General features: G+C 67.5%; 13 protein-coding genes. 1 reads left to right on the top strand and 12 read right to left on the bottom strand.

Features of this window, described 5'->3' with window-relative positions; all coding sequences use genetic code 11:
- Window positions 1-21 precede the first annotated feature (21 nt).
- The 6 genes from OHA42_RS31610 to OHA42_RS31635 all read right to left on the bottom strand — a co-directional run bounded on the left by OHA42_RS31610 (window position 22) and on the right by OHA42_RS31635 (window position 8,173).
- Entirely contained in the window at window positions 22-444 is a 423-nt protein-coding gene (locus tag OHA42_RS31610) for an EF-hand domain-containing protein (RefSeq protein WP_406231378.1), read from the bottom strand.
- 384 nt (window positions 445-828) lie between these two features.
- On the bottom strand, window positions 829-1,761 hold the full coding sequence (gene truB, locus OHA42_RS31615; RefSeq protein WP_406231379.1) for a tRNA pseudouridine(55) synthase TruB: 933 nt from the start codon (window positions 1,759-1,761) through the stop codon (window positions 829-831).
- Window positions 1,761-2,435 (bottom strand): 4'-phosphopantetheinyl transferase Npt, encoded by a 675-nt coding sequence (npt, locus tag OHA42_RS31620; RefSeq protein WP_406231380.1) that lies wholly within the window; start codon window positions 2,433-2,435, stop codon window positions 1,761-1,763. Before npt ends, truB begins: the two co-directional genes overlap by 1 nt.
- A gap of 44 nt (window positions 2,436-2,479) precedes the next feature.
- Entirely contained in the window at window positions 2,480-3,436 is a 957-nt protein-coding gene (locus tag OHA42_RS31625; RefSeq protein ID WP_406239720.1) for a metallophosphoesterase family protein, read from the bottom strand.
- A 439-nt stretch (window positions 3,437-3,875) separates the two neighbouring features.
- Window positions 3,876-6,482 carry an Ig-like domain repeat protein gene (locus OHA42_RS31630; protein WP_406231381.1) on the bottom strand — a complete coding sequence of 869 codons (2,607 nt, stop codon included), beginning with the start codon at window positions 6,480-6,482 and terminating at the stop codon, window positions 3,876-3,878.
- 8 nt (window positions 6,483-6,490) lie between these two features.
- Window positions 6,491-8,173 carry an Hsp70 family protein gene (locus tag OHA42_RS31635; RefSeq protein ID WP_406231382.1) on the bottom strand — a complete coding sequence of 561 codons (1,683 nt, stop codon included), beginning with the start codon at window positions 8,171-8,173 and terminating at the stop codon, window positions 6,491-6,493.
- 104 nt (window positions 8,174-8,277) lie between these two features.
- Here OHA42_RS31635 and grpE point away from each other — a divergent pair, with 104 nt between their 5' ends.
- On the top strand, window positions 8,278-8,769 hold the full coding sequence (gene grpE, locus OHA42_RS31640; RefSeq protein ID WP_406231383.1) for a nucleotide exchange factor GrpE: 492 nt from the start codon (window positions 8,278-8,280) through the stop codon (window positions 8,767-8,769).
- A gap of 206 nt (window positions 8,770-8,975) precedes the next feature.
- Here grpE and OHA42_RS31645 read toward each other — a convergent pair whose 3' ends face one another.
- From OHA42_RS31645 to OHA42_RS31670, 6 genes are all read right to left on the bottom strand, one after another.
- Entirely contained in the window at window positions 8,976-10,343 is a 1,368-nt protein-coding gene (locus OHA42_RS31645; RefSeq protein ID WP_406239722.1) for an MATE family efflux transporter, read from the bottom strand.
- 49 nt (window positions 10,344-10,392) lie between these two features.
- On the bottom strand, window positions 10,393-11,409 hold the full coding sequence (locus tag OHA42_RS31650) for a bifunctional oligoribonuclease/PAP phosphatase NrnA (protein WP_406231384.1): 1,017 nt from the start codon (window positions 11,407-11,409) through the stop codon (window positions 10,393-10,395).
- Between the two features lie 13 nt (window positions 11,410-11,422).
- Entirely contained in the window at window positions 11,423-11,866 is a 444-nt protein-coding gene (gene rbfA, locus OHA42_RS31655) for a 30S ribosome-binding factor RbfA (protein WP_406231385.1), read from the bottom strand.
- Between the two features lie 26 nt (window positions 11,867-11,892).
- Window positions 11,893-12,183: a DUF503 domain-containing protein gene (locus OHA42_RS31660; protein WP_406239724.1), complete on the bottom strand. Its 291-nt coding sequence runs from the start codon at window positions 12,181-12,183 to the stop codon at window positions 11,893-11,895.
- A gap of 117 nt (window positions 12,184-12,300) precedes the next feature.
- Window positions 12,301-15,339: a translation initiation factor IF-2 gene (infB, locus tag OHA42_RS31665; protein WP_406231386.1), complete on the bottom strand. Its 3,039-nt coding sequence runs from the start codon at window positions 15,337-15,339 to the stop codon at window positions 12,301-12,303.
- A 108-nt stretch (window positions 15,340-15,447) separates the two neighbouring features.
- A complete protein-coding gene (locus OHA42_RS31670; RefSeq protein WP_406239726.1) occupies window positions 15,448-15,783 on the bottom strand; it encodes a YlxR family protein in 336 nt (111 codons plus the stop codon).
- Window positions 15,784-15,927: the final 144 nt, after the last annotated feature.

The following is a 15,927-nucleotide window of genomic DNA, read 5'->3' on the forward strand; positions in this document are numbered from 1 at the left end:
TAACAAACAGGACCGCCGCGGTCAGCGGGAGAGGAAGTCGAGGAGGGCTCGAAATTCTGGAAGCGAGAGGTAGCCGTCGCCGTCTGTGTCGGCGGCGGCCAGGAGGGATTCGGCTGGTTCGTCGATGCGGCCCGCACCGACATGTCGGATCAGGGATTCGAGTTCGTCGACAGAGATTTGACCGTCGCCGTTGGTGTCGAAGACGCGGAAGGCGGCGTCGGCGTCGGTGACCTCTATGCGGCCTGCGACGAGAGCGGCGTCGAATTCGGCCTTGGAGACCAGGAAGTCGCCGTTGGTGTCGGCGGCCGCGACCAGGCGTTCGATCGCCTCGGCATCGACGTCCAGTCCGAGGGCGCGGATGCCCTCGGTGATGTCGTCCACCGAAACCAGCCCGTCGCCGTCACGATCCCACAGTTCGAAAGTGTCGACCGGTCGTTCACTCATTGCCCATGCCTTCCCACCGCCGCCGCCGATCCCGAGTGCCTGCGTCCGGCCACTGGCCACTCTACGGATTCCGTTGCGCCGGAGCCTGTCCGGGCGAGCGGCGCAGGAGGCACACGCCTGCCACTCGCTACGCCCGCAGCCGCTACATCGCGGTCCGCATCGGAGCCGACGGCATCGCAGGCGATTTGTGCTCGGCTGCGGCAGGTGAACTCCGGCCACATCACCGGAGAATGCCGACGGACTGTCGGTGCGAAAATCCCAGCAGTCCTTCTCGGCACCGAACAGCTCGCTGGCCGGGTCGAACTACAGCTGATATCGCTTGTCTCGCAGAATATTCAGCGCCGTGTCGTAGACATTGGTGTAGTCCGACAGCACGGGCACGATTCAGTCGACCAACCCGCGCGGACGCACGACCATCACCGAGGCAGCGCGCTTACCGCTCTCCTCCAGCAGCGCAATGGCTGTTCCGTCCTCGGTGAGCGCGGCATGCACACCCTTGATGCCGATCGGCTCGAGCCAACGCCCGTCGCGCAGCGACTCGGCCTCCTGCGCGCTGATCGTGCGGTGTGGAAAGGCGGTCCGGACGGCGTTGTCCATGCCCAAGCTCAGCAGCGGGTTGTCGGCTTCCGCGGCGAGCGCCAATTCGTCCAGGGTGCGTGCATGTTCGAGGGTGAAGGGACCGACTCGGGTGCGGCGCAACACGGTCAGGTGGCCACCGACGCCGAGAGCGGCACCGAGGTCGCGGGCCAGCGCGCGCACGTAGGTGCCCGACGAGCATTCGACTTCGACGTCGAGGTCTACGAAATCGCCGTCCGAAATATCGTGGCGGGCCAAAACATCGAAGCGGGACACCGTCACGGGACGGGCGGCGAGCTGCACGTCCTCACCGGCGCGATGGCGCGCGTAGGCGCGTTCGCCGTTCACCTTGATCGCGCTGACGGTGGCAGGCACCTGTTCGATATTGCCGGTCAGTTCCGCTGTGGCCATGGCGATTTCGCCATCGGACAGGTGGTTCGCCGGTGTCGTTGCGAGCACCTCGCCCTCGGCGTCGTCGGTGGTGGTGGCCTGGCCGAGGCGAATGGTCGCAGTGTAGGCCTTGGTGGTGAGGGTGAGCAGCCCGAGCAGCTTGGTGGCGCGCTCCACGCCGAGCACGAGCACCCCGGTGGCCATCGGGTCCAATGTGCCCGCGTGACCGACCTTCTTGGTGCGCAACAGCTTCCGACACTTCGCTACCACATCGTGGCTGGTCCAGCCGCCGTCTTTGTCCACGATCAGCAGACCGCCGAGCACATCGGGACGCACCGTCGAGCCGGCCATCAGCCGTGCACAATCGCGGTGAGAATGAGCCCGTCGCCGATCATCCAGCGACCGTCGAAGGAGGTCAACGGCACGCCACCGTCATTGGTCTGCCCTGGCACCAGCAGCTCGCTGTGGAAGGTTCCGGTACCGGCACCGTCGGAGCTCTCATCGACGGTAAAGGTGATGTGCGCGTCCTCGAAGCCGAGCCAACGCGACGTCAGCGGCCACCATGCCTTGTAGGTGGCTTCCTTGGCACAGAACAGCAGTCGGTCGAGATGCACGGCAACGAGAGGGCTCGCGCTGGTGAGCCACTCCCGCTCCGGCGGCAGGCTCACCGAATCCAGCACGCCCTCGGGCAGCGGACCATGCGGTTCCGCATCGATCCCGACAGACCGGAACCGCAGCTTGTGCGCCAGCGCCGCCGCCCGATACCCATCGGTGTGCGTCAGGCTCCCGACGATGCCGCGCGGCCACACCGGCGCACCCCGCTCCCCTTTACCGATGGCCACCGGCGGCTCGCCGAGCTCCGCCAACGCGAGTCGCGCGCAATGCCGGGCTCCGATGAAGTCCCGACGCCGCTTCTCCACCGACTTCGCGATGAGATGCTCCTCCGCCGGATGCGCCGTCAGCTCCTCCGGGTACTCCAACAGCTCGGCCGAGGCCACACCAGCAGGCAGAATTTTCTCGATCATCGCCAACGAGCGTAGTCCAGCCTGGATGGCGCGAGCATGCGGAGTCAGACTCCGCGGCGACGTTCTGCTTTGCTCCGCATTTCGGCGGCGGCCGCTTCCATTTCCGGCGTGACCTTGAAATGGCCGCCCCAACTGTTCAGCGAGCCCGGCGGGTACTCCGGGGCAGGCAGGATCTGGCGCAGCAGGCGGTCGGGCAGGCCGCGGCGTTGCCATTCGCGGGGGTAACCGAGGGAGACCTCTTCGAATCGGACGCCGTCGTAGTAGGAGGTGCGCGGGATGTGCAGGTGGCCGTAGACCGAGCACACCACGTTGTATCGGGTGTGCCAGTCGGCGGTCAGGTCGGTGCCACACCAGAGGGCGAACTCCGGGTAGAACAACACGTCGGTGGGTTGGCGAACCAGCGGGAAGTGGTTGATCATCACCAACGGCGTGCCGGGCGCGAGTGCGTCCAGCTTGCGCTGGGTGACCTGTACTCGGGCATGGCACCAGGCGTCGCGGGTCGCGAACGGGTCCGGCGACAGCAAGAACTCGTCGGTCGCCACTACGTTGCGGTCGCGGGCGACGGCCAGTCCCTCGGCCTTCGTGGTGGTCCCTGCAGGCAGCCACGAGTAGTCGTAGAGCAGGAACATCGGGGCCAAGGTCACCCGTCCGCCGTGCTCCTCCGCGCCTGCGCCCTCCCATACCGGGAACGGATCCTCTGGCGTGAGCACATCGAGATCGCGGCAGATCGACACCAGATAGTCGTATCGCGCCGCACCGTGCATCTGGACCGGGTCCTTTGCCGTGGTCCACAATTCGTGGTTACCCGGCACCCAGATCACCTTCGCGAACCGGCCGCGCAACAGCTCGAGCGTCCACCGGATGTCGTCGCTCTTCTCCGCCACGTCCCCGGCGACGATCAACCAGTCCTCCGGCGAATCCGCCCTGATCTCCTCGACCACCGGACGATTCCCCTGGTGGCCGACATGAACGTCGCTCACCGCCATCAACTTGGGTATCACCACACCTACATTGGCACAGCCACACCACTCTCCGCCCGCCGACCCGCTCCCTCGCCCACCACTCACCACCCGCGAGCACGCGCTCAGCACAGACCACCGCACGCTCGCCGCATGCGGCGCGCTGATGTCCGGCGCCTGGGAGTATGAGCCAGGCGCAGGGTTGCGACCTGGATGGCTCACTTCGAGTGGCAAGAGCTCGGCGGCGGAATTGTCACTGAAGGTGAGCCGAGTCGGCAGGTTTGCGGCCCGGCCGGGGCCGCGGACTTCGGCGATGCAGCGCCGGAGTGTGCGGTAGGCAAGTGGGCCAGCGGTGGTGGTGTGGTCGAGGCGAGTGCGGCGCGGACGGCCAGCTAGCCGAGGTTGTGTTTGCGTTGGATTGCCCGGTTGGAGGAGCATCGGCCGCAGCAACGACGTCCGATCGCCACTTACGAGAAACCGGCTAGCGTTCCCAGTGGATTCGGGCTGTGTCTGCGAAACCTATTGCAACAGTGAGCTTTCCCGTGGCGTCGCGACGGCATGACGCGATCGCGATGTGGCAGGGGCGGTCTATACCCTCGGGGATGCGGACGCCGCCGTCGATCTCGTAGCGCATATTGGTGACCTTCCACGCGCGGGCGCACGGGTCGTCCGAGGTGCTCGGCGGTTCGTCGGCACGGATGACAACCATCACCTCGGTGACACCACTCGGCCAGGTGAACACCAGCAGGCCGTTTTGCTCGGCCAAGCCCGTGACAGTGGGGATCCCGCCGGAAGCGGGATCATCGTGCCGGTATGCGGGATCATCTTGTGCCGGTGCACGATCGCCGTCGGAGCGCCCCCGATCGGCCAGCGGATACTCGCTTTCGGCCGGCGAGGACGCATGCTCGCCGGACGAGTCACCGCCATCGCCCTGCGGACGACCCTGCGAATGCTCCGGCTCGACCGGCGAGGTCGCACCATGACTCTGCACATTTCCGCGACGCTCCGGCGAGAACTCACCATCACCCCTCGAATAGCCGTAATCACGAGGCGAATGCCGGTCATCGCCCGTAGCGGGCACAGCATCGTCGGACGATGACACAGCGGCACCCGGCGAATCGCCAGGATCGCCCTGCGCGGGCATGGGACGGACCTCGGGATCGGTCGACGCCGGTATCGAATCGTCCAGCGCAGGTTCGGATAGTGAGAGTTGTTGCTCACCAAGTTGTTTCGGCGACTCGGCGCCGGGATGCAGGGTGCGTGCGGTGTCGGATCGGGTGATCTCCGAGTACTTCCCGGCGACTGCGGCGGCTACCGCGTAGACGGGCAGCCGGCCTGCGGGTGCGCCACCGTCTTCGAGTTCGGTGGCTCGGGTGCGGCCGACTACGCGCCAGGAGCCCTCCGGTTGCAGGCGGGTCACTCGGTAATCGACTGTGGCAGTCGATGATGGTGACCAGACCACCAGGACCGATCCGGTTGCGGTGCGGGTGGCTTCGACACGGGCCGGCGCCTCGACAGGCGCCTGCGCGAGCGCGGCTGCTGCGCCTTCATGGTCGGCGCAGATAGCTTTGGCGTCGAGCAGACCGCGCAGCAGTGCCTCGGCGGGCCCCGCCTGTGCTGCGGCAACGAGCCGGTCCGCTTCGGCGATCGCCGCCCGTGCTTCGGCAAGTAGTTCGTCGAGGGTACGCCCCCGCTGTGGGGGCGGCACGTCGGAGGCGGTGCGCTGCAAGGACTCCAGGTACGGCACGGCCTCGACGTATCGCTTCGCCGCGCAAGCCGCGCTCGCGCTGCGCCACTGCGCTGCGGCCGTCGCGAGCACTCGATCCACTTCGTCGGCGACCGACCTGATGGGTGTCAGGCCGTCATCATCGGCGCCGAGGAGCCGACGTGCCTCGGCGACCTGACGCGCCGCTTCGCTCGGACGGCCGGCTCGCAACGCCGCGCGTGCCGCCTTCAACGGCGCCTCCCATTGCCGAGGCACCGGCGTTCCCGATCGAGTCGGCGACGTACTCGACGTCGATGCGGTTCGCGGTCGGGGTGCGGTCGTGCCACGCGGCGCGGTCCTCGGCAGTGATGTATCGGACGACGTAGGTGTTCGGGGTGGCACGCCGTGCGACGAATCCTCCACGGAAGCACCGAGTTCCGCGGCGAGCCCGGTAAGCAGCCGAGTGGCGCCGGCGCGGTCGAGCCCCAACGCGACAGCCTCGTCGAGGAGATACTGGAAGTCCGTACCGACGAGCTCGTCTTCTACGAGCACCGCGGCCCTGACCTTCGGGCGAAGCTCGGCGGCGACATCCTCCGCCACCGCGCGCAGGTATTCCGCAATGGCAGCGTCACCGGACTCGAGCACGTCGTGAACATGAACCAGCAGTTCATCCAACACCACTCGAACCCGCCCCGGCGGCAGTTCCCGAGACCGGGCGCGCAATGCCTCGGCACGCAGCCGAATCTCGCGAGTCCGGCCCGCGTTCGTGGAATCCACTCGGAGCAGGGCGAACAAGGTCGGCGTCGGCGGTCCCTCCAGCAGCCGCTCCCATTCAGCGAGCAGCTGGCGGATCTGCCGCCTGCGCTGGTCGGTGAGCACGCTGGGAGCGGCGGGTTCGGCGTCAGCGATGACTCGGTGCCTGCGCATCCGCGTCGCAACCTCCGCGGCAGTGAGCCCGCCCATCGCGCCGATCTCGGTCAGCCCCTCGACTTTTCCGGCCGGTACGCCGCCGTAGCGCTGCACCAAGCGGGATATCGCGGTATCGAGCATGTCGTATCGATCCGCGTCGCGCTGGGCACGGCGCTCGCGCACCCGCGCCGCCTCGGCCCGCCGCGTTCCCGCCACGAGCATCAGCCCCGACAAAATGGAGTGCGCATCGACAAGCAGCCCCACCAGCACCCGGTACTTCGGATGATCGCGCTGACGCTGCCAGAAACCCCACACCTCGGCGACCCGTGCGGCCACCTCGGCGTCGCTCAGCGTTTCTGCTTCCGCCAGCGGAATGTCGTAGAGCTCGAACGGATCCGAGTGCTCGATGCCGCCTCTGCGCTCGACGCCGGCCAGCACACGCTTGCGATAGTCGTTCGGGTCGAATGCCTCCATCAGGTGACTCAGCTACTGCGCCGGCGCGAGCGCTGGACCTGATCCAGCTCACGCTCGACGTCGACTTGTGACAATGTCGCCCCGGTCTGGGTCGACAGGACCAACGGAATGTCGGCATCGATGTGATGGGCCGTCACGTGCAGCACGCCGTCGAAACCCATTTCGAAGGTCACCCGCACCTCGCTGCCTTCGGGATACCCGGGCGGAATCCCCCGAATGCGCCCCTCTATCAGTACTTTCGTGTCCTCCGGCCGCATCGACGCGGCTTGCCCCTGCTGCTCGACCACGGTCAGGGCGATCTCGTCCTGGTCCGGGCGGACCGTGCCGAAGGACCGCCGCACCCGCACCGGCAACGTCTGATTCCGATTGACCAGCCAGGTCGCCGCCAACCCGTACCGCTGGTCCAGCGCGAGCACACCGAATCCGCGCGAGACGACCGTGTCGACCTGAATTTCCAGCATCCGGCGCACCAGGCTCACCGGCTGCCCGAACGACGCGGCGACCCGCCCGATCGCATTGTCCAGATCCTGTTGCGGCGCATCCCGGATGCCCGCTCCGTCGCGGAGCCGGCCCCTGGTCACCAGGTCGGCGATGATCAGCCGCTCCATCTCGAGCTTCTCCCCGTACAGCGCGGCGCCGCGTGCCACAGAAAGATCGGGATCGCTCAGTTCACCGGCCAGCCCCAGCTCCCGTTGAAGTTCACGCTCCACCATGGGCATTCGGGACGAACCGCCGACCAGCAGCAAGCGGTCGACGGACGAGACGCCGCGCTTACTCGCCGCGGCCAAGCAGTCGCGGGTGAGATCTATCGTGCGCTGCATCAGTGAAGCGGTCATGGTCTCGACGTCGTCGCGGGTCAGCGAGATGACGGCCCTTGCACCGTCGTGGGCGACCACCACATCGGTGTGGTCGGCGTCGGTCAACTCACGTTTGGCCCGTTCGGCGGCCAGCACCAGCATCTGCGATCCCGCCGAATCGTCCAGCGGGTCTTCGGCATCCGGATTGGCCACGCAGAATTGCTGCGACAGATACAGGGCGATCCGCTCGTCCCAATCGGCACCGCCGAGCTGATGGTCGCCCTCGACCGCGAGCACCGAGATGCGGCGATCGGCGAGCTCGATGACAGTGGCGTCGAACGTGCCACCGCCGAGGTCGTAGACGAGCACGGTCTCGCGCGCCGGGTGCTTATCGATAGCCATACTGCCGTCGAGGCGGCCGAACCCATAGGACAGCGCCGCGGCGATCGGCTCCGACAGCACACCGGCAACATCGAGACCGGCATAGGTGCCCGCCTGGATCGTCGCGCGACGCTCCTCGTCACCGAAATAGGCGGGGACAGTGATGACGGCACGTTTGACCGGCTCGCCACCACCGAATTCAGCGTCGGAGGCAAGGCTTTTCAAGATCAGCGCCGATACCGCGGGCGCCGACCAGGTCTTCCCGTGTGCCGCGAACCGCCACTCGCTGTCGCCCATGCGGCGTTTGACCAACGCGCACACATGTTCCGGATCCAGCCGGGCCTGCCGCCGGGCGCCTTCACCGACGAGATGATCGTTCGCGGACGCGAACAGCACCACCGAGGGAACCGTCGAGTCACCGGTCATCCCGACCATGATTTCGGGTCGGCCGTCGGCGTCGATGCGCGCGATGGCCGAGTTCGTGGTGCCCAGGTCGATGCCGTAAACCCCCATGAGACGCGATGGTAGCAGCCGGATCCGACCGATTCCCAGCCGCGAACACCGCCGAATCCGGCCGGCGCCCAACCCGATTGATCACGTCCGGTTATGGTGCGAATATGACGGAACCAGCCGCCCGGTCGATCGAAGATCCGAAGACCACGATCGATCAACTCGCCGAGCGCATCGAGGACCTGTCCCGCGTGATCGCCCGCCAGGCCGCGACGATCGAGCGCATGATCGATACGGCGAAGGCACGTGCCGATCGGGACCGCGCGGGAGCCGATCTTCCCTTGGTCGTCGAACTGTTCGCCCTGTACGCCGACACCGCCGCCTGCGTCGCCACCGCGCAGTCCCCCCGCGAACGTGATGCCTTCGACGCCATGGCCACTCGCGTCGAGCGCCTCATCGTCGGCCGCGGCGGATCCCTCGTCACACCCCGACCCAACTCACCCTTCGACGCGCTCACCATGGAGGCGTCCGACGTCTCGCCAACCGACGACCCGACGGCGGATCGCACCGTCGATGGTCTGATCCAACCCGGCCTCACCGTCTCCGGCCGCTCCATTCGCCCCGCAACGGTGGTCGTCCGACGCTACGTCGAGCGCTGATGCGACCCAGCCGATCGGGGCAGCTCGCCTTGTCTGCCATCCGCGGGATTACTCCGACAACGCATCCACTGCCAGTGGACCACGTTGGAAGCCAGCCGTCCGGTACCCGAGTTGCGGAAGGCTGAGCCGGGTACCCCGCCGGGCGCATTGAGCTCTGCTCAGCACACCGCGGAGAGCTGAGCTCGACACCGGCGAGTCTTCCAGGCTCAGGCGGCTGCGCGGCCCCGTCCGGGAATTTCCATGCCGACCTGCGCCCATCGGCCCGACTCGGCCCGCCAGACCACGGCGATCAACCTCAGCAGCATGAATCCGACAAGGCCGGACCAGATCCCGGCAAGACCCCAGTCGAAGGCAAGCGATAGCCAAATCGCGGGGAGGAAGCCGAGCAGCGCTGCGCCGAGGGTGGTGGTCCTCAGGTAGGCCGCGTCGCCCGCGCCGAGCAGGACGCCGTCGAGCGCGAAGACGATGCCTGCGACCGGGATGATGGCGACGAAGAACCACCACGCGACGTGTGTGCGGTCCAACACGGCGGGGTCGTCGGTGAAGAGTTTCGGTATCACTACGACGCCCGCGGCGAAGAACGCCGCCAAGATCAATGCGAAGAGCTCCGACCAGCGAGTGATGCGACGTGCCAGGCTGCGTGCGCCCCGCGAGTCGCCTGCACCGAGCGCGGCTCCGACCAGGGTTTGCGCGGCGATCGCGAGCGAATCCAGTGTCAAGGCAAGGAAATTCCAGAGTTGCAGGACCAATTGGTGGGCGGCGACGGAGGCAGCGCCGAATCGGGCGGCGACGGCGGCCGCCGAGACGAAACAGGCTTGGAAGGCGAGACTGCGGACGATCAGGTCGCGACCGAGCACCAACTGCGCACGCATAACCGACCAGTGCGGAGCGAGCGAAATCCGTTCATGCACCAGAGCACTGAGGAACAACACGGCCGTCACGGCCTGCCCGGCAACATTGGCCACAGCAGATCCTGGCAGCTCGAGGCGTGGTGCACCGAGCAGCCCGTGCACCAGTACTGGGCACAGCACACCCGAAACCGACAGCCCGGCAACCACGAACAACAACGGTCGACGGGTCTGCTGTACCCCACGCAGCCATCCGTTGCCCGCCATCGAAATCAGGATCAGCGGGACACCGAACAACGCGATCCGCACCCAGAGCAGCGCCTCAGCCGCGATATCCCCACCGCCTGCGATCACATTCGTCAGCGGAGTCGCGAACAGCTGCACCGCAATGACGATCAGCGCCCCCAATACGACGGCGATCCACGTCGCCTGCACGCCCTCGGCCACCGCACCGCGCTCATCCCCTGCACCATGCCTGCGGGCAGCGCGCGCGGTGGTGCCGTAGGACAAGAAGGTCAGCTGCGAACTCGCCTGAGCCAGAATCAATCCCCCGACCGCAAGCCCGGCCAGCGCCAACGCCCCGAGCCGACCGACCACCGCAAGGTCGAACAGCAGATAGATCGGTTCGGCGACGAGCACACCCAGCGTCGGCACCGCAAGTCCGAGAATCCGCCTCGGCCCGGCATTCGCCGCCGGATCAGCGCGCTCCGGCGGCGCGGCAACCACGATGGACTCGTGCCCAGCGCCCCCGCCGAGGTCCTCAGTACTCACCCGCTCACCCGAGAGCGGCCAGCAGTGCCGCGACAATGGATTCGGGCGTGCCGTTGGTGGTGTAACCGGCAGCGAAGCGATGTCCGCCGCCACCCAAGGCAGTTGCTATCGCGGCCACGTCGACGCCGTCGGCGCTGCCGGGTGTGGTGTCGCGGGAACGCAGCGACACCGTCCAGCGCTCCTGGATGGTGCGTGACTCCTTGAAGACCGCGGCAACGCCTGCTTCGGCGGTGGTGCGGACGATGTCGACGACACTCTCCGCTTCTTCCGAGCTGACCTCGGCCACATCGGCGCGACGTACGAACGCGTACACCAGGCCCGTGCCGCCATTCGCCGAGGGCACCAACTGCGCGGAGCCCAGGACGCGCGACAGCATCGGCAGCCAGTTGAACGGATGGGTGTCCATCAGCGTGCGGGAGATCTCCGCACCGTCGATACCGGTGGCCAGCAGTCGCTCGGCCAAACGGTGGGTGCCGGGCCGAACCCACCGGAACGAGCCGGTGTCGGTGACAAGCCCTGCGTAAAGGCAGTGCGCCACTTCGGGATCGATCGGCACCTGCCACGCGTCGAGCAACCGGACGAGCACGCTGGTCGTCGACTCCGCGTTCGGATCGACCACATTGACCGTACCGAACCTGGTGTTGGATCGGTGATGATCGAGCACCAGTGTTGTTGCGGCACCGGACAATCGGTCGGCCAAAGCGCCGAGCCTGCCCGCGCTGCCGCAGTCCACGGCCACCAGCAGGTCCACCTCACGCGGTACCTGCTCCGGCGCGACCAAATGATGCGCGCCTGGCAACGACCGCATCGAAACGGGCAAATCGGCCGGTTCGGCGAACGACACCCACACCGGAATGCCGCGACGATGCAGGATCAACGCCAATGCCAGCCCGCTGCCGATGGTGTCGGCATCGGGCTGCACGTGGCACAGGATGGTGACCGAGCGTGCGGCCGCCAATGCCGCGACGGCCGCATCGAGATCCGCCGCGCCGAGACCAACTGCTTCGGGCATCGTCGTCATTGCCTACCGCATGTCACTCGTCGGTGTCGCGTTCGACCTTGTACGGATCGGACTCGCCTGCGTGGGTAGCGGTGGCCGCCACCTTCGCCACCGCTTCGTCGGCGGCTTTGGCCTTGGCCAGCAATGCCTCCATGTCCGCAGCCACCTCCGGCACCTTGTCGAGCACAAAGGCCAGCGTCGGGGTGAACTTCACGCCGGTGCCTGCGCCCACCTTCGAACGCAGCACGCCCTTCGCCTTCTCCAGGCCCATGGCCGCACCCTCGTAATCGGGTTCGACGTCCAAGCTTTCGCCCAGCACCGTGTAGTACACCTTGGCGTCCCGCAGATCCGGGGAGACCTTGGCGTCGGTGATGGTCACGAAATTCAGGCGCGGATCCTTCACCTCGTACTCGATCGCGGTCGCCACGATCGCGGAAATCCGCTTGGCGAGTCGGCGTGCCCTGGCTTGATCCACCATGGCTGAACCCTCCTCACAATAAAACGTCAGTCTTCGGGTCCGAAGACCCTGCGGCGCACTGCCAGCAACTCTAACTCCGGACGGGCGGCAACGTGCCGCTCACATTTGTCGAGCACCTCGGTCAGATGATCCATTCCGGAACTGACCATGGCGACTCCCAGCAACGACCGGCGATGCCGATCGTGTTCCCCGCCTTCGGCGGCACTCACCCCGAAGCGTTGCAGCTCGGCCAGCACCGGCCGGATCACCGAACGCTTCTCCTTCAGTGAATGCACGTCACCGAGCAGGATGTCGAACTCCAGTGCACCGAGGTACACGCACACCTCTTCAGTGTCGAGATTCTTCAGTATCGAGACGATAGCGCCGTCAGGTCGCGCCCACCCGAGCCCTGGCTTTCGCCGGGGTGACGGGCGGGCGCGACGCTGTTGCGGCTATCAGTCGCGCGGCTTCTCGCGCAGCTCGTAGGCCTCGATGATGTCGCCTTCCTTGATGTCGGAGTAGGTGACGGTCATACCGCATTCGAAGCCCTCGCGGACCTCTGCGGCGTCATCCTTCTCACGCTTCAGGGAGGAGATCGACATCGTCTCGGCGATCACCACGTTGTCACGCAGCAGCCTGGCCTTCGCATTGCGCTTGACCGAACCGGAGGTAACCATGCAGCCGGCGATGTTGCCGATCTTGGAGGACCGGAAGATCGCGCGGATCTCGGCGCGACCCAGCTCGACCTCTTCGTAGATCGGCTTGAGCATGCCCTTGAGGGCCTTCTCGATCTCATCGATGGCCTGGTAGATCACCGAGTAGTACCGGATGTCCACGCCTTCGCGGTTGGCCAACTCGGTCGCCTTGCCCTCGGCACGGACGTTGAACCCGATGATGATCGCGTTCGACGCCGACGCCAAGTTGACGTTGGTCTCGGTGACACCACCGACACCACGGTCGATGACCCGCAGACGCACCTCGTCGTCCACCTGGATACCGAGCAGCGCCTCTTCGAGGGCCTCGACGGTACCGGAGTTGTCGCCCTTGAGGATCAGGTTCAGCTCCGAAGTCTCCTTCAGTGCGGCATCCAGATCTTCCAAGCTGATCCGCTTGCGGCTGCGAGCGGCCAGTGCGTTGCGCTTACGCGCATTGCGGCGGTCGGCGATCTGACGTGCGATGCGGTCCTCGTCGACAACCAGGAGGTTGTCACCGGCGCCCGGCACCGACGTGAAGCCGATGACCTGGACCGGTCGCGACGGCAGCGCCGCAACAACATCCTCGCCGTGCTCGTCGACCATGCGACGGACGCGACCGTAGGCGTCGCCCGCCACGATCGAGTCGCCGACACGCAGCGTGCCGCGCTGGATGAGCACGGTTGCCACCGGACCACGGCCGCGGTCGAGGTGCGCCTCGATGGCGACACCCTGGGCGTCCATGTCCGGGTTGGCCCGCAGGTCCAGCGATGCGTCCGCGGTCAGCACGACCGCTTCCAGCAGCGCCTCGATGTTGGTGCCCTGCTTGGCGGAGATGTCGACGAACATGGTGTCGCCGCCGTACTCCTCGGTCACCAGACCGTATTCGGTCAGCTGCTGCCGGATCTTGTCCGGGTTCGCGCCTTCCTTGTCGATCTTGTTGACCGCCACCACGATCGGCACGTCGGCCGCTTGGGCGTGGTTGATCGCTTCCACCGTCTGCGGCATGACGCCGTCGTCGGCCGCGACCACCAGGATCGCGATGTCGGTGGCCTTCGCACCACGAGCACGCATGGCGGTGAACGCCTCGTGACCCGGGGTGTCGATGAAGGTGATCAGTCGGTCTTCGTCGTTGACGTGCGTCAGCACCTGGTAGGCGCCGATGTGCTGGGTGATGCCACCGGCCTCGCCCTCACGGACGTTGGCCTTACGGATCGTGTCGAGCAGTCGGGTCTTACCGTGGTCGACGTGACCCATGACGGTCACCACCGGCGGCCTGATCTGCAGGTCTTCCTCGCCACCCTCGTCCTCGCCGTAGGTGAGGTCGAAGCTTTCGAGCAGCTCGCGATCCTCGTCCTCCGGGCTGACGACGTGCACGACGTAGTTCATCTCGCTGCCGAGCAGCTCGAGGGTCTCGTCGTTCACCGACTGGGTAGCGGTGACCATTTCGCCGAGGTTGAACAGCGCCTGGACCAGCGAGGCCGGGTTGGCGTCGATCTTCTCCGCGAAGTCCGACAGCGATGCGCCGCGGGCGAGACGGATGATCTCGCCGTTGCCGCGCGGCAGCCGCACGCCGCCGACGGCGGGCGCCTGCATGTTCTCGTACTCGGCGCGCTTCGCCCGCTTCGACTTGCGGCCACGACGGACCGCGCCGCCGGGACGACCGAAGGCACCGGCTGCGCCACCACGGCCACCGGGACCGCCGGGACGACCACCGCCGCCACCGGGACGACCACGGAAACCGCCCGCCGCGGGAGCACCCGCACCGGCACCGGGCGCACCCGTGCCGCCACCGCCACCGCCACCGGGACCGCCGCGGTAGCCACCGCCACCGCCACCGGGACGACCGCCGGGTCCACCCGGACGACCGCCGGGACCGCCCGGACGACCGGCACCCGCGCCGCCGCCCGGACCCGGACGGGCCGAACGAGCAGGCATGGCACCGGGATTCGGGCGCGGCGGCATCGAGCCGGGGCTCGGCCGCGGTCCACCCGGACGGGGACCACCCTGACCAGCGGCCGGACGGGGACCGCCCTGACCGGGAGCCGGACGGGCGCCGCCCTGCGCGGGTGCGCCGGGACGCGGACCGTGCCCGGGACCCGGGCGAGGACCGCCTTGGCCGGGGGCAGGACGCGGCGCGGGGCGCTCACGCTCGGGAGCCGAGGAATACGGATTGTTGCCGACCCGAGGGGTCTTGGGGCCTGGCTTCGGACCGCCCGCGGGACCACCGGGGCGCGGGCCGGAGCCCTGCGCGGGGGTGCCGGGGCGCTGTTGCTGCGGCTGACCGGGCCGCGGACCACCTGGGGTCGGGCGCGGACCGGCCGGAGCCGGAGCAGCCTTCGCCGCGGGAGCCGACTGTGCGGCGTCCTGAACCGGCGCCGATTCGCGCGCGACCGGGGCCGCGGGAGCCGGCTTCACGGCCGGACCGGGGCGCACCGCGTCGGCGACGCGCTCGGCGGGCCGGGCGACGGGCTCAGCGGTTTCCCGTGCGGCCGGAGCCGCGGGGGTGGCTGCCGGGGCCGGAGCCGGAGTACGTGGACCCGGACGCGGGCCACCCGGGGTGGGCTTGGCGGCCGGACGGGTCGTCGACGCCGATCCGGGCCGCGCCTCGGACTTGGCTGCTCCATTGGCCGGTGCGGACTTCGCCGCCACCGACTCGCGCAGCCGACGTGCGACGGGTGCTTCCACCGTCGAGGACGCCGACTTCACGAACTCGCCCTGCTCCTTGAGCTTTGCGAGTAGTTCTTTGCTTGTGACACCGAGTTCTTTGGCCAACTCGTGCACGCGGGCTTTGCCTGCCACTGCTCTCCTCACTGAGAGGTCGAGCAGTGCCTCCGCCTAGGGAAGGCGGGCCCGCACGACCTCGGGTTATCTCCGATGGACGTTCATCGTTGGTGCTTCACGGTGTGCTCATGAGTGCTCGTGCCTGTTCTCGAGGTACTTCTCCAGGGCTGAGATATCCAGATGTCCGGACACTCGTAGTGCTCTGCCGAATGCTCGGCGTCGCTCTGCTGCGGTCAAACAAACCGAAACGGGGTGCAACCAGGCACCCCGTCCGGGAAGTCTGCGCTGTGGATCGGGAACGATCGCAAAAGCATGAGAACCATTTGTGCCGGTCTCACATTCCCGCGCCACGATCCGCAACAGGTCGACGGCCAACTCGTGCTTTCGGCATCCGATGCAAGTCCGCACCGGAGCTGCCGGACGCTGGGGCGTCGCTGGCTGCTGGCTGGTGCGGTCGGGCAAGGAAACCGAAGGCTCGCGTTGAACCTGAGACCACTCTACCGCTGCCCCGGTCAGATCACCGAACCCCGCCCCCGCGGAAGTTACCAACATGTCATCCGAAGCATCCGGTATCAGGCCCATACGCGGCTCACCGCGAGCGGTGTC

It is taken from the genome of Nocardia sp. NBC_01009, assembly GCF_045208035.1.
Lineage (GTDB): Bacteria > Actinomycetota > Actinomycetes > Mycobacteriales > Mycobacteriaceae > Nocardia.